General features: G+C 28.9%; 19 protein-coding genes, 2 tRNA genes, 1 pseudogene and 1 CRISPR repeat array. Of the genes and pseudogenes, 8 read left to right on the top strand and 14 right to left on the bottom strand.

What is annotated here, in order from left to right; genetic code table 11:
- Positions 1 to 46 precede the first annotated feature (46 nt).
- The 5 genes from J418_RS0105075 to J418_RS0105055 form a co-directional block, all read right to left on the bottom strand.
- A tRNA-Phe gene (locus tag J418_RS0105075) sits at positions 47 to 122 on the bottom strand.
- Positions 123 to 195: 73 nt separating this feature from the next.
- A tRNA-Val gene (locus J418_RS0105070) sits at positions 196 to 271 on the bottom strand.
- Positions 272 to 446: 175 nt separating this feature from the next.
- The gene (hslO, locus tag J418_RS0105065; protein ID WP_017751189.1) at positions 447 to 1,334 is read right to left on the bottom strand and encodes an Hsp33 family molecular chaperone HslO; all 888 of its coding nucleotides are present in this window, start codon (positions 1,332 to 1,334) and stop codon (positions 447 to 449) included.
- A 1-nt stretch (position 1,335) separates the two neighbouring features.
- Positions 1,336 to 2,100, bottom strand: coding sequence for a class I SAM-dependent DNA methyltransferase (locus tag J418_RS0105060; protein WP_017751188.1), 765 nt, complete (start codon positions 2,098 to 2,100; stop codon positions 1,336 to 1,338).
- Positions 2,097 to 2,360, bottom strand: a complete 264-nt coding sequence (locus J418_RS0105055) for an alpha/beta-type small acid-soluble spore protein (protein ID WP_017751187.1) — start codon at positions 2,358 to 2,360, stop codon at positions 2,097 to 2,099. The genes J418_RS0105060 and J418_RS0105055 overlap by 4 nt, the downstream gene beginning before the upstream one ends.
- Positions 2,361 to 2,706: 346 nt before the next feature.
- Between J418_RS0105055 and J418_RS0105050 the strand changes: the two genes are divergently transcribed.
- The 3 genes from J418_RS0105050 (at position 2,707) to dapB (ending at position 5,504) form a co-directional block, all read left to right on the top strand.
- Positions 2,707 to 3,699, top strand: a complete 993-nt coding sequence (locus J418_RS0105050) for an aspartate-semialdehyde dehydrogenase (protein ID WP_017751186.1) — start codon at positions 2,707 to 2,709, stop codon at positions 3,697 to 3,699.
- A gap of 55 nt (positions 3,700 to 3,754) precedes the next feature.
- Positions 3,755 to 4,639, top strand: coding sequence for a 4-hydroxy-tetrahydrodipicolinate synthase (dapA, locus tag J418_RS0105045; protein WP_017751185.1), 885 nt, complete (start codon positions 3,755 to 3,757; stop codon positions 4,637 to 4,639).
- Positions 4,640 to 4,748: 109 nt separating this feature from the next.
- A complete protein-coding gene (gene dapB / locus J418_RS0105040) occupies positions 4,749 to 5,504 on the top strand; it encodes a 4-hydroxy-tetrahydrodipicolinate reductase (protein WP_017751184.1) in 756 nt (251 codons plus the stop codon).
- Between the two features lie 93 nt (positions 5,505 to 5,597).
- Here the strand turns inward: dapB and J418_RS0105035 are convergent, their stop codons facing one another.
- Entirely contained in the window at positions 5,598 to 6,752 is a 1,155-nt protein-coding gene (locus tag J418_RS0105035) for a pyridoxal phosphate-dependent aminotransferase (protein ID WP_017894962.1), read from the bottom strand.
- A 12-nt stretch (positions 6,753 to 6,764) separates the two neighbouring features.
- Entirely contained in the window at positions 6,765 to 7,022 is a 258-nt protein-coding gene (locus tag J418_RS0105030) for a TIGR03905 family TSCPD domain-containing protein (protein WP_017894961.1), read from the bottom strand.
- A 143-nt stretch (positions 7,023 to 7,165) separates the two neighbouring features.
- On the opposite strand from J418_RS0105030, the gene J418_RS0105025 reads away from it, so the two are divergent.
- Positions 7,166 to 8,053 carry a YncE family protein gene (locus tag J418_RS0105025; protein WP_017894960.1) on the top strand — a complete coding sequence of 296 codons (888 nt, stop codon included), beginning with the start codon at positions 7,166 to 7,168 and terminating at the stop codon, positions 8,051 to 8,053.
- 3 nt (positions 8,054 to 8,056) lie between these two features.
- On the opposite strand, the gene J418_RS0105020 is transcribed toward J418_RS0105025, so the two are convergent.
- Positions 8,057 to 8,584 carry a DUF4364 family protein gene (locus tag J418_RS0105020; protein ID WP_017751180.1) on the bottom strand — a complete coding sequence of 176 codons (528 nt, stop codon included), beginning with the start codon at positions 8,582 to 8,584 and terminating at the stop codon, positions 8,057 to 8,059.
- Positions 8,585 to 8,735: 151 nt separating this feature from the next.
- On the opposite strand from J418_RS0105020, the gene pdaB reads away from it, so the two are divergent.
- Together pdaB and J418_RS0105010 are read left to right on the top strand one after the other, a co-directional pair.
- Positions 8,736 to 9,491, top strand: a complete 756-nt coding sequence (gene pdaB / locus J418_RS0105015) for a polysaccharide deacetylase family sporulation protein PdaB (protein ID WP_017751179.1) — start codon at positions 8,736 to 8,738, stop codon at positions 9,489 to 9,491.
- 85 nt (positions 9,492 to 9,576) lie between these two features.
- Positions 9,577 to 10,314: a single-stranded DNA-binding protein gene (locus J418_RS0105010; protein ID WP_017751178.1), complete on the top strand. Its 738-nt coding sequence runs from the start codon at positions 9,577 to 9,579 to the stop codon at positions 10,312 to 10,314.
- 52 nt (positions 10,315 to 10,366) lie between these two features.
- Here the strand turns inward: J418_RS0105010 and dapD are convergent, their stop codons facing one another.
- Positions 10,367 to 11,095 carry a 2,3,4,5-tetrahydropyridine-2,6-dicarboxylate N-acetyltransferase gene (gene dapD / locus J418_RS0105005; RefSeq protein ID WP_017751177.1) on the bottom strand — a complete coding sequence of 243 codons (729 nt, stop codon included), beginning with the start codon at positions 11,093 to 11,095 and terminating at the stop codon, positions 10,367 to 10,369.
- Positions 11,096 to 11,341: 246 nt separating this feature from the next.
- Between dapD and J418_RS0105000 the strand changes: the two genes are divergently transcribed.
- Both J418_RS0105000 and J418_RS0104995 read left to right on the top strand, forming a co-directional pair.
- A complete protein-coding gene (locus J418_RS0105000; protein ID WP_017751176.1) occupies positions 11,342 to 12,307 on the top strand; it encodes a sulfide/dihydroorotate dehydrogenase-like FAD/NAD-binding protein in 966 nt (321 codons plus the stop codon).
- An 11-nt stretch (positions 12,308 to 12,318) separates the two neighbouring features.
- Positions 12,319 to 13,590 carry an FAD-dependent oxidoreductase gene (locus J418_RS0104995; RefSeq protein WP_017894959.1) on the top strand — a complete coding sequence of 424 codons (1,272 nt, stop codon included), beginning with the start codon at positions 12,319 to 12,321 and terminating at the stop codon, positions 13,588 to 13,590.
- A 155-nt stretch (positions 13,591 to 13,745) separates the two neighbouring features.
- Positions 13,746 to 14,305: direct repeats of the CRISPR family, unit length 30 nt; unit sequence ATTTAAATACATCTCATGTTAAGGTTCAAC.
- Between the two features lie 176 nt (positions 14,306 to 14,481).
- On the opposite strand, the gene cas2 is transcribed toward J418_RS0104995, so the two are convergent.
- From cas2 to cas5b, 5 genes and pseudogenes are all read right to left on the bottom strand, one after another.
- Positions 14,482 to 14,766, bottom strand: coding sequence for a CRISPR-associated endonuclease Cas2 (gene cas2 / locus J418_RS0104990; RefSeq protein ID WP_017751169.1), 285 nt, complete (start codon positions 14,764 to 14,766; stop codon positions 14,482 to 14,484).
- Positions 14,767 to 14,780: 14 nt separating this feature from the next.
- Positions 14,781 to 15,786: pseudogene (cas1b, locus tag J418_RS15450) on the bottom strand (type I-B CRISPR-associated endonuclease Cas1b).
- Between the two features lie 25 nt (positions 15,787 to 15,811).
- Positions 15,812 to 16,306, bottom strand: a complete 495-nt coding sequence (gene cas4, locus J418_RS0104980; protein ID WP_017894956.1) for a CRISPR-associated protein Cas4 — start codon at positions 16,304 to 16,306, stop codon at positions 15,812 to 15,814.
- Positions 16,307 to 16,318: 12 nt separating this feature from the next.
- Positions 16,319 to 18,907, bottom strand: a complete 2,589-nt coding sequence (locus J418_RS0104975; protein ID WP_017894955.1) for a CRISPR-associated helicase/endonuclease Cas3 — start codon at positions 18,905 to 18,907, stop codon at positions 16,319 to 16,321.
- An 18-nt stretch (positions 18,908 to 18,925) separates the two neighbouring features.
- On the bottom strand, positions 18,926 to 19,666 hold the full coding sequence (gene cas5b, locus J418_RS0104970) for a type I-B CRISPR-associated protein Cas5b (protein ID WP_017894954.1): 741 nt from the start codon (positions 19,664 to 19,666) through the stop codon (positions 18,926 to 18,928).
- Between the last annotated feature and the right edge of the window lies 1 nt (position 19,667).

Genomic DNA, 19,667 nt, shown 5'->3' with positions numbered 1-19,667 from the left:
CCTTGGCAAGGTGACGCTCTACCACTGAGCCACTCCCGCATAATGATGGTGGCCAGACCAGGAATCGAACCAGGGACACGAGGATTTTCAGTCCTCTGCTCTACCGACTGAGCTATCTGGCCAACTTAAAACAGGTCAGAATTAATCCAAGTCGTAAACTAACTAATTAAAAGCCAATTAATTAAGCAAATACTTTGGTGGGCACAACAGGGCTCGAACCTGTGACCCTCTGCTTGTAAGGCAGATGCTCTCCCAGCTGAGCTATGCGCCCAAGACATTCGCTAATGCTTTACTAATTCGCAACTTGTTTTCCGCTGCAACAATTAACATTATATATGCTCAATTATATATTGTCAATACTTTATTTTAATTTTTTCTTCAATATAACCTTTTAGTATTTATAAAGCATTTATTGCATTAATTTATTAACAAATGTCCTTTTTATTTTAATTGTTGTTAATACAATTTAACAGTTTTCCAATTTGTTCATGAGTAAACTTATACGCTTTATTACAAAAATTACACTTTAATTCTTCTGTCTTGCCTTCTTCATATATTTCACTTAAATCTTTAACCCCTATACTTATGAGTGCTCTTTCAACTCTATCCCTTGAACAATCACATTTATAGCATGGTTGCATCTCATCCAGTATATTCAAGTCTATATCTTCAAAAATATTCTCTATTATCTTTTGAGCATCCATTCCACCACTTATCATATCTGTTACAGAAGGTATATTCTTTAATCTATCTTCCAATAGGGCGACAGTATCTTCCTGTACACCTGGCATCATCTGTATTATAAATCCCCCTGCTGCCTTTATAGTAAGATCTGTATCTACAAGAACACCAAGACCCACTGCAGATGGGGTCTGTTCTGAAACGGTAAAATAATAGGCAAGATCATCTCCTATTTCTCCTGTAACTATAGGTACCTGACCGATATACGGTTCTTTTAATCCCATATCCTTTATTACGGACAGATTTCCACTTCTCCCAATAGCACCTCCAACATCCAATTTTCCCTTACTATTTGGAGGAAGATCTATTGATGAATTTCCTATATATCCTTTTACACTTCCATCTGGATGGCCTACCACGATTACGCTCTTAGCTTTTCCACCTCCTGCTATTTTAATGGTCAAGCTGTCTTTTTCAGATTTAAGCATTGTACCCATCAAACTACCTGCTGTAAGCATTCTTCCAAGAGCAGCTGCAGCTGTAGGAGTACATTCATGCATCTTTATTCCCTCATTTACTAAATTTGTTGTAGTAGCTGAAATTATCCTAACAGTATTGTTATTTGCCATAGCTCGTACTATTTTATCTTTCATATCAATTATTCTCCTTTTTATTCACTACATAAACTATTCTTTCAGAATTTAATTGTGGAACCTTGTCACTATAATTATCTAATTTTTTTAGGACTTGAAAACCACATTCTGAAAGAATACCTTCCAATTGTTCACATTTGTATGCTCTTTCGCTGTGATGTTCATCAAATCTTCTATACAGTTGTCCTTCTTTAATAAAAAAAATGAGATACATATCAACAATTTCATTTTCTAAATTATTATCCCATATATAGGTTATTTTATCATCATCATAATCATATATATTATTTCCCAGTACTTCTGTTATTTTATAGTAGGAATTTATATCAAATATGAATATACCATTAGGTTTTAAATGTTTAATTACTGATTTAAAATATTTTGTCAATTCCATATCTTCAATAATATAATTTGTACAATCCAAGCAGCATGTTATCAAATCAAATTGTCTATTCAGATTCAATTCAATCATATTCTGACATACCAACTTGACTTTCAACTTTTTATATATAAATTTTTCTTGTGCTTTTGTAAGCATATCACTTGATAAATCCACACACCATGAATTTTTAAAATTTGGCACAATTTTTTCAGTAAGATTTCCAGTGCCACATCCTATATCCAAATAGTCTTTATTATCGATATTGCACTCTTTACAAACTTTCATTATTGTGTTGGACCAAAGTTCATAGTTTATATCATTGTTTATTAAATCATCATATATATATGCAAAATTATTATAACAATCCATATCTCTAATAATCATTTATCCTTTCTTTGATTTTTTAGTATGACTTCATTTTTAGGTATATTAAGTTGCTTTTTTCGTTTTGCCATCATTCCTCCAATTCTACCAGTCTCTTCAGAAGTCAATCCACTCCATCCCCGTTCATTCACTTTATCTTTAAGCCCCAGCTCCTCGGCAATCTCATATTTTAGCTTTTCTCTCAACTCTTCAGCTGCTGTAAGTTTTTTATTTGCCTTGAGTTTAGCCTTTATTATTTTTTTTAATGGTGTTTTTGACATATTTAACCCTCCATAGTTTTATATAAAGTATTTTTTCCTGAAAAGTGATATTTATACTTATATTCACTATTTTAAGGGTTAACTTTTTAATATCATCTGTTATAATTGTAAAAAGAACAAAAATATAGAGTTATTTAAATTATAACATTAATTTTTATATTTAGTGATATGAAATTTTAATTACAAATATTCAATATGACTACATAAGAAACATATTAATTTTTAATTATTTAAAATTTTAGTGTAAAATATTTAGTATATGTGTACATATGGTATTGAATAGCACAGTTATTTAAAATATAATTAATAATTATAACTTATAACAAATACTAAGGAGTGGTAATTAATGGATTGCAATGTAGCAGTAGTAGGCTGCACAGGAATGGTAGGAAGAACATTTATTAAAGTTTTGGAGGAAAGAAATTTTCCAATAAAGAATTTATATTTGTATGCTTCTTCTAAATCAGCAGGTAAAATATTAAAATTTAAAGGTAAGGATTTTACTGTAGAAGAATTAAAAGAAGATAATATAAAAAATAAAAAAATAGATATAGCTTTATTCTCTGCAGGTGCTTCTGTAAGTAAAGAATATGCACCTATATTTGCACACTATGGAGCAGTTGCAATTGACAATAGTAGTCAATGGAGAATGGACAAGGATATACCTCTAGTTGTACCTGAAGTAAACCCTGAAGATATAGAATGGAACAAGGGAATAATAGCAAACCCTAACTGTTCTACAATACAAGCTATGCTTCCACTTAAGGCACTTCAGAAAAAATATGGAATAAAGAGAATAGTTTATTCAACTTATCAAGCAGTATCAGGTGCTGGTGTTGGAGGATACAATGATCTACTTGAAGGATATAAAGGTGCCGCTCCTAAAAAATTCCCATATCCTATAGCTGGAAATATACTTCCCCATATAGATGTATTCCTTGATAATGGATATACAAAAGAGGAAATGAAAATGATAAATGAAACAAGAAAAATACTTCATGATGACAATTTAAAAATAACTGCTACTACTGCAAGGGTCCCAGTTTTTTATGGCCACAGCGAAAGTATAAATATAGAATTGGAAAATAAATTTGAAATAGAAGATATATTTAAATTATTTGAAAATACAAACGGATTAATTGTAAAAGATGATGTTAAAAATTTAGTATATCCAATGGCCATTGATGCTGCTGGACATGATGAAGTTTTTGTTGGAAGAATTAGGAAGGATTTCAGTGTTGAAAATGGATTGAACTTATGGGTAGTTGCTGATAACATAAGAAAAGGCGCGGCATCAAATGCAGTAGAAATAGCAGAATGCATAATTAAAAACAAATAGCTGCAATTTGAATATAATATTATATAAATAATAAATTAGAACGAGGTGTGTTTTTATGAGTTTATTTAAAGGCTCAGCAGTTGCAATTATTACACCATTTAAAAGTGATGGGTCTGTAGACTTTGAAAAGTTGGCAGATCTTATAGAATGGCACATACAGTCAGGAACCAAAGCTATAGTCGTATGTGGAACTACCGGTGAATCCTCAACTATGACTGTAGAAGAGGATAAGGCCACTATAAAATTTACTGTAGAGAAAGTAAACAAGAGAATACCTGTAATAGCTGGTACAGGCAGTAATTGTACTTCCCATGCAGTATCTATGAGCCAATGGGCTGAAAGTATAGGTGTCGATGGGCTTCTTGTAATTACTCCGTACTACAATAAAACTACACAAAAGGGACTTATAGAACATTTTAAAGCTGTAAATACTGCTGTAAGTACTCCTATAATTCTTTACAATGTACCTAGCAGAACCGGTTTGAATTTAGCACCAAAGACTCTAGAAAAATTATGTGATTTAGAAAATATAACTGCCATAAAAGAGGCTAGTGGAGATATAAGCCAAATTGCTTACATGAAAGCAATTTGCAGAGATAAGATAGATATATATTCTGGAAATGATGATCAGACGATTCCAATTTTAGCTTTAGGCGGAGTTGGAGTTATATCAGTAGCAGCCAATATAGTTCCTACTGATATGGAAAAAATGTGCGAATTATTCTTCAAAGGAGATACTGAAGGTGCTCTAAAAATCCAACTTGATTTATTTTCACTTATTAAAGCACTGTTTATAGAAACAAATCCTATTCCTATAAAGACAGCTTTAAATCTTCTAGGTAAAAGTGTTGGGAATTTAAGGCTTCCACTTTGCAGCATGGCAAATGGAAATCTCGATATACTAAAAAATGAATTAAAAAATTATGGGCTTTTAAAATAATTGCAATTGAATATTTTATATCTTGTACTTAACGTGAAAGATTTCAATCTTTCACGTTAAATTCTTCATATAAACTAACTAAAATAAAATTATAGAGGTGTATAAATTAATGGTTAAAATTATATTAAGTGGATGCAATGGCAGAATGGGTAAAGTCATATCTAAACTAGCAAATACTATTGAAGATGTATCAATCGTTGCAGGTATTGATAGAAATACTGAAAAATCCAACTATCCAATTTTTGCATCCATATCAGATTGTAATATATCCGCAGATGTAATTTTGGATTTTTCAAGACCTGATGCATTGGATTCATTAATTGAATATGGAAAAGAAAATAATATTGGAATAGTATTTTGTACTACTGGATACAGCGATGAACAAATAAAGAAGATAAATGATCTTTCTAAAATACTTCCTATATTTAGATCTGCGAATATGTCTATAGGAATAAATGTAGTAAACAATATATTAAAAAATATAAGTTCACTGCTTTATAAAAATTTTGATATAGAAATAGTTGAAAAGCATCATAACCAAAAAGTTGACTCTCCTAGCGGTACTGCTATCTTACTTGCAGACACCATAAAGGATACAATTCCAGACAATATTGAGTTTGTAAATGGACGTGAAGGTATTAAGAAAAGAGTTCATAATGAAATAGGAATTCATTCTATAAGAGGTGGAAGCATAGTTGGAGAACATGAAATACTTTTTGCAGGACAGGGTGAAACTATAGAGATAAAACATACTGCAATTTCAAGAGAAGTTTTTGCCATTGGTGCTTTAAAAGCTTGTGAATTCATGTATAAAAAAAATGCCGGCCTATACAATATGGATAACGTTATTTCAAATGACAATTAATAATTATCATTTGTCAATGCACAGTTTACAAATAATAAGGATTTTTCAGATTATGTCGAAAAATCCTTATTATTTTGCCACAAGCAAAATTCATTAATTGTAAACTGAGCAAATCCATTTTTCAATTCTATCTGCCGCTGATTTAAGCTTGTCAATATTTGATGCATATGATATTCTTATGTACCCTTCCCCACCTTTTCCAAAAGCAGACCCTGGTACAATTGCTACTTTGGCCTCTTTCAAGAGCACTTCACAGAATTTGTCACTTTTTATATTGAATTTCTTTATAGATGGAAACATATAAAAGGCACCCATAGGCAAATTGACATCAAAATTCATTTTTTTAAGTCTACTGTAAAGATAGTCCCTTCTCTTTACAAACTCATTTCTCATATATTCTACATCTTTCATACAATTCTTAAGTCCATAAAAAGCCCCCCACTGAACAATTGACGGAGCACAGGATACATTATATTGATGAACTTTCATTATTTCATTCATAAACCTATTTTCAGCACATACATAACCTATTCTAAGTCCTGTCATAGAAAACATCTTAGAAAATCCACCTACAATTATAACTTTACTTTTTAAATCTCCAAACTGAGCTATAGAATAATATTTATCATCAAAACATAGAGCAGCATACATTTCATCACTTACAGCAATAATATCATTATCCAAAATAATCTTATATAATTTTATGCTATCTTCTCTTGAAAGTATTGCACCTGTAGGATTACATGGATATGAGATAACCATGATTTTAGGATGTTCCTCTTTAATTATCCTCTCCAAATGGTCAAAATCAACAGAAAAATCCTCTTTTAAACTGTAATTTATAATCTGCCCACCTAATATCTTTACACAACTCTCATAAGCTGGATAAGCAGGAGTTGGTATAAGCACTTTGTCATTCTTATTTATAAGGGCAGTAAAAACATCCATTAATCCTTCACTGCCACCTATTGTAAGACATATTTCCTTCGAATCATACTCTATGTCCAGACTTTTGAGATAATTGGATATCTCATTCCTAAGTTCAACAATACCGGCATTAGAGGTATATGAGGTTTTATTTTGCTCTATGGCCTCTATCATGGCATTTTTTATTCCATCAGGTACATTGAAGTCCGGCTGTCCAAGAGTCAGGGATATAGCATCTGGATACTTTTGTACCTTGTTATAGAATTTTCTTATACCGGATATCTCTATATTTTGTACATTTTTAGATGTTAAATCATTCAAATTTTATTCCTCCTAGGCATGCTGTTTATTTAAAACTATACTACTTACAGCTTTCGCAAATTGATCTGGACATGAGGTTCCCTTGCCATTACACGAAATTCCCTTTAATCTCTTTACTGCCTCTTCTACATTCATGCCTTCTATAAGTCTTGAAATTCCCTGAAGGTTTCCATTACATCCTCCAACAAAACTTACATGAGTAATTTTATCATCCACTACATCAAAACTTATCTTTCTTGAGCACACACCCTTTGGTATATAACTATACATCGTCATCATCCTATCAAATATTTATATAAATTTATTATATATAATATATAAAACTTATACAAGAACTCATATAAAAAATAATTTAGTTTTACTATTACACATTTTAATACATGTACATATTATATTTGTAGGGGGTGATGGAGTTGAGCTATCTTTATATATGCAGTAATTATTCCGACTTTATATCTAAAGTTAATTTAGATGATTTCTGTGTAATCAAAAAGATTCACCTGAAATCTGAAAATCTAACCTATAAGATAGGTCCTCATGGAATATGTACAAGAAACAATAAATTAATAACAGCTAATAATTACAGCAACAGCATTTCTATAATAAATTTAAAAACTGACATAAATGAAAATAATTACTATATAGGCTCCAATTGCAATGATATTGTTACATTAGGTAATAAAGCCTATATAATATGCGGTGATTCAAATAGTTTGATAGTATTTGATTTCAATCTTAAAAAAATAGTTGAACAAATCCCCTGTGGAAATCTTCCTCACAGCATATATTTAAATGCCAGGGAAAAAATTCTTCTGGTATCCAATATGGAAAGTGACAGCATAACATTAATAGATTGCACAAATACAAAACATATAAAAAATATAAGAGTAGGAGCTTATCCTACAAAAGCTATTTTCACTATAGATGGTCAGCATATACTGGTTTGCGAAAGTAATTTGGGATCTGAATTCAAAGGAAATATATCTATATTATCTCTTAAAAATCATACTATAATAAATAGAATAACTGTAGGAAATTCCCCTATGGATATATACTGTACTAATAATTACTGTTATATATCAAACTTTGGAGATGGTACTATAAGTATGATAAATATAAATAATTATAGGGAAAAGAAAAAAATAATTGTAGGTGGTATGCCATCCAGGATACTAAAATATCGCAATGAACTCTATATAGGAGACAACTACAACAATATCTTAATAAAATTAAATGTGGAGAATGGATTAAAACAATTTATACCTATAGGGGCTGAACCTACAGGTATGATAATAAATTGATTTTTAATTTTCTAAGAGAGTTTGGACAATCTTATAGTATATGTCATCAGTATTATTCTTCCATTTATTACACAACTCATGTGCCTCTTTATCCGACTTTACACTTAATTTTATATTCATTAATGTAATTTCGTTTTTTGTTACTTTTAAATCAACTATATAATTATCTTCATCTTTTGAAATGTATTCAGAACTTATAAGTACATCTTTTTCTGTATTATTTACATGTTTTTTAAAATAATCATCTACTATTTTTATTTTTTCTTTGGATATCATATTTTCAAATAGATTCAATACTTTTATACCTTTTTTGGTAATCAGTAATTTATGATCTTTTTCTGCATCAACATACTGAATAAATTTAGAAACCAGTAATTCATCCAAATACTGCTGAAGTATAAAATAATTTATAAAATTATTTTCAAGTATAATCTCTGTAATCTTATTATTAGAAATAGGGATTTTTATTTTTTTAAATATATAAAGTAAAAGAAGTTTATTCTCCGCTAATTCTAGAGTATTTTCAGACATTTAAATCCACCTCATTGAATTAAAAATATTAAAATATCTTTATTAATAATTATAACATAAAATATCTCAAAATATATTTATCTATTTATGTAATATTTATACGCTAAAAATACTATATAAAACTATGGGAAAAAATTTAGGAGGTAAATTTTTGAGAATAAGAGCACAGAAAAAATTGTTTATGGTATGTATTCTTGTAATTATAGGTTCAGTCTTCTCTTTATTAATAAATTACAAAAATACAGGGGTATTCATGGGCATAAATAAAAAATTACCCATTTACTGTGTAGATACAAAGGATAAAAAAATATCCATAAGCTTTGACGTAAGCCTTGGAAACACCGAGCATACTAAAGAAATACTTGATATACTTGATAAATATAAAATCAAAGCTACCTTTTTTGTAGTTGGTGATTGGGTAAACAAATATCCGGACATGCTAAAACAAATTTCTGAAAGAGGAAATGAACTTGGAAATCATTCCAATAGACATCCGGACATGACACAACTCTCAAAAGACAAAATTTTAGAAGATATAAATGTAAATGAAGCAAAAATAAGAAACATAACAGGTACAGGTACAAAACTATTTAGATTTCCAGCAGGATCCTATAATGATGAAGCTGTAAGCGTAGTAGAATCTTCAGGCTATAAATGCATTCAATGGAATGTAGATAGTGTGGACTGGATGGAAAAAGGTTCTGATATTGAATACAAAAAAGTAATTGAAAATACTGAGCCAGGTTCAATACTTTTATTTCATAGCAGTGCTAAATATACTCCGGAAAACTTGCCAAAAATAATAGAAACACTTGAGAATAAAGGATATAAATTTGTTACTGTTGGCGATTTAATATATAAAGATAATTATAAAATAGATCAAAGCGGCAAACAAGTAAAAGATTAAATTACAATTTCTAGTATATTTTTAAACTTTTATGAATATTTATATGTAGATAAATAATTTAAAACTAATGGAAAGAGGGGTTTACATGGAGAATCTTATGTTAAACAACAAGATTTATCTAGAGGGGGAAGTGATTTCAGAACTTAATTTCAGCCATGAAATGTATGGTGAAGGTTTTTATACTTTTAATATTAAAGTACCAAGGTTAAGTGAAACTAACGATATACTCTTTATAACAATTTCAGAAAGATTAATAAGTGATATAGATATCAAATTAGGAACTCAAGTAATAGTAGAGGGTCAATTAAGATCCTATAATAAATTTGTAGATGGAGCAAACAGACTTATATTAACTGTATTTGCAAGAAATATAAGTGTTTGCACTGAAAAAAGTAAAAATCCAAACCAAATATTTCTTGATGGATTTATATGCAAAGAACCTGTTTATAGAACAACACCTTTTGGTAGAGAGATCTCTGACATGCTTTTAGCAGTAAATAGAGCCTATAATAAATCCGACTACATACCAACTATAGCTTGGGGGAGAAACTCAAGATTTTGCAAATCCTTAAAAGTTGGTGACAATATAAGAGTATGGGGAAGATTGCAAAGTAGAGAATATCAGAAAAAAATCTCTGAATCCGAAACAATAAAAAAAGTTGCTTACGAAGTTTCCATATCCAAAATGGAAAAGATAGATAAAACTTCTGATGAGGAAGATACGTTTAATGAGGAATCTTCAGATGACACCAATGATACAAGTATAAAACAAACTGAAACAGATAAAACTAATAATAATGTAAAGAACAAAAGAATCTCCTAAATAATTCAAAATAGGTATACACGTAATCATGTATACCTATTTTTGTTATATATTATTTTCTCAAATCTGCAACAAGCTTTGTCTTGCCTTTTGTCTTGTCATCTACAGATTTTATTACCTTTGCAGGTGAACCTGCCACAACTACATTTTCAGGAACGTCCTCTACTACTACAGATCCCGCAGCAACTACAGATCCTTTTCCTATTTTAACACCTTCTAAAACAACCGAATTTGCACCAATTAGAACATTGTCTTCTATTATGCATGGTGACTTACTTGGTGGTTCCAGAACTCCGGCTACAACGGATCCTGCACCAAGATGTACATTCTTTCCAAGCTTGCCTCTTGCACCTACAACTGAATTCATATCTACCATGGTGCCCTCTCCTATTTCAGCACCTATGTTTACTACTGCGCCCATCATTATTACTGCACCTTTGTCTATTTTAACCTTGTCTCTTATTATAGCACCAGGTTCTATTCTTGCATCTATATTTCTTAAATCTATTAATGGAATTGCTGAATTACGTCTATCATATTCTAATCTGAATTTATTTATCTTATTCTTGTTCTTTTCTAAGAAATCTGTTATCTCATCACTTTCACCAAAAATCACATGAAAATCAGCCGAACCATAATCTTCTATATTTCCAAAGTCACAATCCGATATATCTCCTTTAATATATACTTTAACTGGTGTAGCTTTTTTAGCCTCTTTTATGTATCTTGCAATTTCGTATGGATTTGTTAAATCATAATTTCCTTCCATATTTTCTTCCATTAAAAACATCCTTTCTTAAACTAATTCCTTTATCCTATTATATATAATAACACATTAAATGTTCATAGATTATATAAAATTTGATATATTTCTTGTTGAAACAAATTATATCATAAATTTTTAACATAATTCAAGTAACAAAAAACAGCCTAAAAAATAATCTGATAATGTACACAGCTTTATTTATCTCAATATTAATTAATGAAACTTAAATATTTATAGGAATTATAGACGGAGGTTATTTACATGTATTGTATCGATGCTGGTAGTATTTATTGTCCATGTCATCTTGCAGAGACTCATGACTGCATACTCTGCTCTCAGCTTTCTGGCGAAGAATTCTGCCAGTGCAAAGATTGGTGTGGTGTTTGCATATATGAAAAATATATATCCAATGGAAAGAAACCGACAAAATTGAGGAAAACTTATATGGCAACAGTGTTTAAAAAAGAAAAAACTGAAGATTCACTTTATATATTAACTCTAAAAGCACCTGAAAGCCTAGTAAAAGAGTTAGTATATCCTGGGAGTTTTATATTTTTAAAAAACATAAAACTTCCAACCTACTATAATGTTCCAATATCAATAATGGAAGCAGATATGTATAAAAGTACTATAAAAGTAGCCATAAAGGAAAATGGAATAAAGACAAAAAATATATTAAAACTAAACGCCAATGAAAAAATATCGGCAAGAGGTCCTTTCTACAATGGAATAATGGGACTTTCAAACATCAAAAAAGCTAAAAATGGAACATCTTTAATTATAGCTAGAGGTATAGGAATTGCACCTTCTATTAATGTTATAAAAAAATTAAGTTCAAATAACAATAAAATCATATCAATTTTAGATACAGAATTTAAAGATAATTTTGGAAAACAATATTTTGATCAATGCAATTCTGAAATAATAAATTCCTCTATATTGTATAATGGAGAGCTTACTGAAAATTTTAAATCTACATTGAGTAAAATTATAAGTGAAAATAATATAAATGTAATTTACTGTGGTGGACCTGACATACTGATCTACAAGATTCTCAAGTTTATAGATAAATCTATAAACTTTTCCTGCTGCAATAATGCCAAAATGAATTGTGGTGAAGGAATATGTGCAAGCTGCACCAAACACTATAAAAACGATGTAGTTAAAAGATTATGCAAGGTTCAAATGGACCCTAGAGATTTGTTTAAAGATAGAAGATTCATATAGGAGGCATTTTTATGAAAGTTATAGTAATTGGCTCAGGTTGGTCCGGATGTGCCGCTGCTCTTACAGCAAAAAAAGCTGGTGCAGAGGTAGTTATACATGAAAAGACAGATATGGTACTAGGACTTGGAAATGTAGGTGGAATAATGCGAAACAATGGAAGATATACAGCCGCAGAAGAAATTATAGCACTAGGTGCAGGAGATCTTATAAATATTACAGATAGCCTTACAAGGCATAAAAATATGGACTTTCCCGGTCACAAACACGCATGGTTGTATGATGTAAATAAAATAGAACCAATAGTTAGAAATTATTTATTGGATAGTGGAATAAAATTAAAGTTAATTTCAAGAGTTTCAGATGTAAAAATGGATGGCAATAAAATAGATGGAATATATACTGCAAATGGCGATTATGAAGAAGCAGATGTATTTATAGAAACTACTGGTTCTACAGGTCCCATGGGTAATTGTATAAGATATGGGAATGGCTGTTCCATGTGTATATTAAGATGTCCATCCTTTGGTCCTAGAATAAGTATAAGCAAATGTGCAGGAGTAGAAGATCTCCATGGAGAAAGATCCGATGGAAATTATGGAGCATTCAGTGGCTCATGTAAACTTGCAAAGGATACTATGAGTAAAGAATTAGTAAGTGAACTAGAAAACAAAGGTGTAGTAGTGCTCAAAGTTCCAAAGGAAGATATAAATTTGGATAAATTAAAGGCAAAGGTATGCCAGCAATATGCTTTAAAAGATTTTGCAGAAAACATTGTACTTTTGGATACTGGTCATGCAAAACTGATGACATCTTATTACCCTCTTGATAAATTGAGAAAAATACCAGGATTAGAAAATGTAAAATTTATAGATCCTTACTCTGGTGGCAAGGGAAATTCTATAAGATATCTTTCTGTAGCCCCTGTTTCTAATGATCTACATGTACGAGGAGTAGATAACCTATTCTGTGGTGGAGAAAAAAGCGGTTTATTCGTAGGTCATACAGAAGCCATATGTACAGGTTCTCTTGCAGGGCATAATGCAGTAAGATATGCTCTCGGCAGACCTGAGCTGGTACTTCCAACTGAAACTGCCATTGGAGATATAATAAGCTATGCCAATTACAAAATTAAAACTGCAGAGGGTAGAAAAAACAGATACACTTTTGCAGGTGCAGAGTATTTTAACAGAATGAAAGAAAAGGGACTATATACTACAGATAAAAATGAGATAAAAAAGAGAATAGAAAAATTGGGTTTAACAGATATTTTAACAAAGGCTTGATATCAAATTAAAAATTGGTATAGATTTATTCAATATAATTCTATACCAATTTATTTATAATAATTGTCTCTTTAATTAAAATGTTTGATTTTAATATTTTCAAAAATTTTAAGGTTCAACAGGTGATATATGGGCAAGTATAGAGCTTCTATGGGATTTAAATACATCTCATGTTAAGGTTCAACATAAAAAATGCCATCAATATTCGTTCCAACCCACCATATTTAAATACATCTCATGTTAAGGTTCAACACAAATGAAGAGTATGTAAATGCTATGTCTGCTTTATTTAAATACATCTCATGTTAAGGTTCAACTACTGCCGGACAACTCAGTGTGGATTTTTTTAGATTATTTAAATACATCTCATGTTAAGGTTCAACATGTTGAAAGAAAGGGTAGAGATCCGTTTGACTTATTTAAATACATCTCATGTTAAGGTTCAACCATTTGTAGATGCGAAAGTATCAAGTGTCATTCCCGCATTTAAATACATCTCATGTTAAGGTTCAACTAATTATGAAGTTCAAGCAATGTCAAGAGTAGAATAATTTAAATACATCTCATGTTAAGGTTCAACCTGCCAATGAAATAGCATCAAATACCATAACGTCTGCATTTAAATACATCTCATGTTAAGGTTCAACGGGGAGTACTAGGGAGTTACAGTTGCAAGTCTGAATGCATTTAAATACATCTCATGTTAAGGTTCAACCTGTGTAAAATAGCCATTCTTTAATTTCATTATAAGCTTTGAAAGCATATAAATAAAGGTTTTCGCTGAATTTTTTCCAACCAATTTTTATTATGCATATATTTTATAAGAAATAACGTAACCCATTGATTCTAAATAAATTGAAGTGATTCTAAATAGCAAACAGGTTGGAAAATTCAAAGTATCAAGTTTTCAGTATTTTTATCATTTATACCTAAAGTTTCCTCCTCAAAGCAACTATCATTTATAAGTTTTATGATTGTGACAAAATCCTTATCTGCTACGATCTTATTTAATTCACTTTTTAATTTTATTAATTTAGATGGAGTTATAGATCCTCTAAAAACAGAATTTTGATGATGGTGGAAATACTTTTTACATATTTTAAATATCTTATTTACTCTTTTTTCATTTACATCATAAAATACAAAAGCATAATTAAAATTAAAATTTTTTCCCATTAAAATCCTCCATACTATATCATATTTTTCAAACTAAATGGCTTGAACTCAATTCCTTCAACTACATATTTTTCAAGTTTATATCCATCTATCTTGATTGCAGATTTATATGTAATTTTCCTTTTAAGTTTTGTATGTTGAAAAACAGACTCAAATCTCTGTTCAATAGCTTGTATAAATATCATCTTTCCTTTTTCATTTAGAAGACAATAATTATATTTTTTATCAAAATGTTTGCTTACCTGAATCTGCTTTGTGTTTACTAAATCAAAAATTGTCCTATAAACTATAACTGGTTTAAAAACTTCTGATAAGTCAAGACTTAGAGAAAATCTTCCTTCAGATGGTTCATGTAAATAGCTTATAGTTTGGTTTAAATGTGTATTATAAATTTGCGATACAGTCTTTGAATATAAAATAGAATTTCCAAATGATATAAGTGCATTTATAGGATTATCTGGAGGTCTTTTTACCCTTTTGTTGAGTATAAAATCTTCTGGAAGAATATATTTAAAATTCTCATAAAATCTCTGCCATATTTCACCTTCAATTCTCAATATTTGTTTTATTCCTAAATTCTCATCTTTAATATACTCTGGTAATTTTTTTCTTATCCACTCAATTGTATGTTGTACTTCTTTTTTATCATGTCTATAATAATGGATATAGAACTTCATATATATTGTCTGCTATACCTTGTACAAATAATTTTGCTATAGTGTTTCTATTATTTAAAAAGGCTTCTACCTGTTTTACTGTCACTTTACCACTAACAAGATTTTCCTTTGGGTAAAATGTTCCACTGTAATATCCATAATAGTTAAAAAAGTGAAGTGTTATTCCTGCTTTTGCACAAAAATCAAGAAATTTAGTATTTAAGGCAATTTCATTCATGCAATATATTTCTTTTATAGATTCTACTGGTAAATAAGAATTTCCTTTGTCATTATGAAATACAATAGAATTATCTTTTCTTTTGAGTTCTCCCATACTCATTAAATATTTAGTACCATTTGCCATTAAACTTACCTTCTCTTATGTATTTTTATATATAACAATATTCATAATAAGCACATTTTTTACATCCTTTAATTTTTCCAATTTCAGGAGCATTTTCTTCTTCCAATAGTTGATCTATATCTTTAATTAATCTTTTTAATTTCAATTCATTTTCTTCTGTAAGTTCAACATATATTATCTTATTTTTCTGTTTATTTTTTTCTTGAAATTCGATTTTTCCTTTTCTAGATATACCTTTATTTTTTAATATGAATATATATAAAAGTACCTGCCATTTGACAGCTTCAACATCTGCATCTGATTTTTTTATTTCCACAAGATAATCTTTTGTAATTTTATCAATTTTAATATTTTCTATAGATATTTCTGAATTTTTCTTTCCTTCGGATTTCAATTCATGAATTATCTTTCCTATATGAACATCCTCACTGTTATCCTCCATGTTGATTCTGTTACCATGAAGCCAGCACTGCCTCTTGCAGTGGAAATAATAATTTATAAGTGTACCATTCGTTCTCATATAAATCCTTCATTATATAAATAGATTGGCTATATCAGGTGTTTCTCCTATAAAACTCTCATGATTGAATCTTCCATCCTTAACATATTTTTCGCCATCTGAAATGTAATAAATATTTCCCAATATATCATCATTGTAAATTTCTGGAATTTTATTAACCCTGTATATAAAATAATTAACTTTTGAATTTATTATAGACAGCTTAACCTTTTTCTCACAATAATCCATTTTATTATCCATTAAAAGTGCTTTAAATTCTTCCCATATTTTATTTCCATCAATAATTTCACCTTTTTCATTCTTAAGTTTTCTTGATAAAAATATATTATATTTAATCTGATTATCATCACTTATAAGTTCCATATATTTCTTTAATTGGCTAAAACTATTTTTCTTTATTTTGTTTACAAAAGCAGCATATCCATTATCATTAAACTCTTTTTTATTTTTTTGAATCCTATTTAAAACTTTACCATAATATTTTTTGAAGTCCTTTTCTTTTAGCAATATCTGAACTTCCTCTTTTTCAAGTGTGAGCTCTTTTTCTTTTCTCACATCACCACTATATAATCTACTACAATCATTGATTTTGAAAAATTTAACTTTGCCAGTATTTAAACATGATCTATTTATCCTTCCCATAAACTGTTCTTCGGCATCCAAAATTGATATATTTTTATATCCTAAATCCATATCTATATCAACTCCAGCTTCAATTATTTGAGTAGCAATTATAATTATTTTTTTATTCTTTTCTTTAGCTTTTTTTATAACTTTATTTCTATCTAACTTATTATCATCTGAAGTAATTATTGCAATTTCATGTCCATATTCTTTTAAAAACCCTTCTTTAGAAACATAGCTAAAAAAACGATCAGCAGTCTTCTTAAATATGAATTCTAAAAGTATTTTATTATTTTTTTTACTTTCTTTCATTACATCTTCCAAAAGATTTCTAAATTGTTCATCTATATCATTTCCCAAATCAATCATTTCAAATTTCACCCTATTTTTAAATAGAATGTTTTTAAAATAATGATCTCTATTCTTTATTAAATATACAAAATCATCATTATTATTATTTAAAAGTTCACTTAATCTTGGAAGTGTAGCTGACATTATTACAAACTTAATATTGAGTACTTCAGAATATAAGCTTAAAAAGTTGATTATTTCTTTCCATATAGAATTTCTGTAACTTTGAATTTCATCTAGAATTATTACCGAATTACACAAGTTTATAAGTGGAAATAACTCCTCCCTACTTGTACCAAAAAATGAGTTAAACAGATTAACATGGGTTGTTATGACAAATGGATAATTTATAAAAATTCTATTTAGAAGTGCTTTATTATAATCAATCTTTTTCTTTGTATCCAGATTTAATACGTTATTATAATCTTCATCTTTATCTTCAGTTTTTATAGGAGTTATTGAATTTATTATAGCTATATTCTTTTTTATATAATTATCATTATTAAATATTTTCATAAATTCAACTTCAGTTTGTTCTACAAGAGTATTAAAAGGAAATATATAAAATAATTTATTTATATTCTCATGTGATTCAAGTATTAATTTAGCAATATTTACTGATGTTAAAGTTTTGCCTCCACCAGTTGGTGCTTCAAGATAATATATATTTTTATCCTTATTGGCAAGATAATTTCTTTCACTTTCAATTGTTATTTCAGATCTAAGCTGATTTATGTTGTCATAATTTTCATCAATTACGGGATTATTCTTATAGTTTTCTATACTTTTAAAGATCTTATAGTTTTTTATGTGGTTTGCAAATCTTTGTTTTAAATCTTTACTTATTATTCCAAGATCACTTACCTTTTCTCCATTCATGAATTCAGATGTTGCATAATAATCAGAAGCCGTAAGAAGTGAAAAAATAAATTTAGAATATATGTAAATATAAAAATTGAGTTTGGAATTATTCACTGTATATTCATCCATATATTCCTTTGAATTATTAAATGAATTACAAATTACTGATTTCCTTGAAGTTATAATATTTAAATCAGGATAATATTCATCTTTACTGTAGTCTTCTTGAAAATTATTCAGTTTCAACTCATAATCTTCCATGTCATCAAGATATCCATGATGTTTTGATATAATATATGAATTTAGATACATAAAGTACTTCAAATAAAATTTATCAGTTTTATCAAATTCTATTTCTTTTATTCTATTATTGAAATAACTCACATATATATATGATCCAAGAAGAGAATGCTTTGATTCCCCATCTGAGTTATCTTCGTAGAATTCATTTAACATTTTATTGTATTGAAAAGAAGGATTTATTTTTCCAACATCATGCATATATACTGTATTTACCATCATTTCTTTCCACACAGAAATCACTTTTTTATCTTTTTTTGTTAAAATCTTATTTTGTAAATTATTAAGTATATTATCAAGATTTTTCTCTCTACATATAAATTTCATATACTTATATGTTAAATTTATATGTTTTAAAAGTTTCTCTCTTCTATTTTTATCATCTCTATCTCTATGTGCATACATATTAGATATATTTTCTACATTAGTCTCAAAATCAAAAAGTTTTATTCCATCAAAATACACAATATCTCCCCCTAAATTTTAAAAGAAATACAAATTGCTTTTTGTCTCTAGATCCTTATATACTTCTATATTTTGATTATTTGATTTTACATTCATATTTGTAGCTGTGAAGTGTTTATATTTATATTGATTCAATTCCATATCCAACTCAACTGGAAGATATTCTGTATACTTCCACGCTATATCATCGTCTTCTTCCTGGTATCTATCGACTTTAAAACACTCAGTTTCAAATAGGCTATGAATTTTATTAAAATTATCAATCTTTTCAATATCTATACTTTTAACTTTAGTAATATCTGCAAAATGATCGTTTTTACCCAAGTATGGTAAAAATATAGCTCTTTTATGTAAAATCATATCTGCAAATTGTTCTGTAATCTCGTCTAATTTAACATAAATCATCCACTCTGGATTTTGCAGCCATTGCTCTTTTACTATAAGATTTCTACCCTCTTCAGTACTTGCATAACCTACTGAATTATTAAATGTTTGTACTTTCTTTGTTATATATCCCTGAGAATTTAATGTTACGATAGCTATTCTTGAACTTTTTAGTTTATTATAGAACTCTGGATATATATTATTTTTAAAGTCCATACTCTGCCAATTGTATCCATGAAATCCAATTATGCTTCCCATTATTCCAAGGATAGCTATCTTATGAATATTGCCATATGTAAAATAATAATAAGTATTCACATCTGGTTTCTTAAAAAATGCAGTTTTACCAGAAAGTTTAAATCTAACTACCCTCATA

It is taken from the genome of Clostridium tyrobutyricum DSM 2637 = ATCC 25755 = JCM 11008 (assembly GCF_000359585.1).
GTDB lineage: Bacteria > Bacillota > Clostridia > Clostridiales > Clostridiaceae > Clostridium_B > Clostridium_B tyrobutyricum.
The sequence above is the reverse complement of the archived record's forward strand: the minus strand, read 5'-3'. Positions and strand labels throughout refer to the sequence as shown.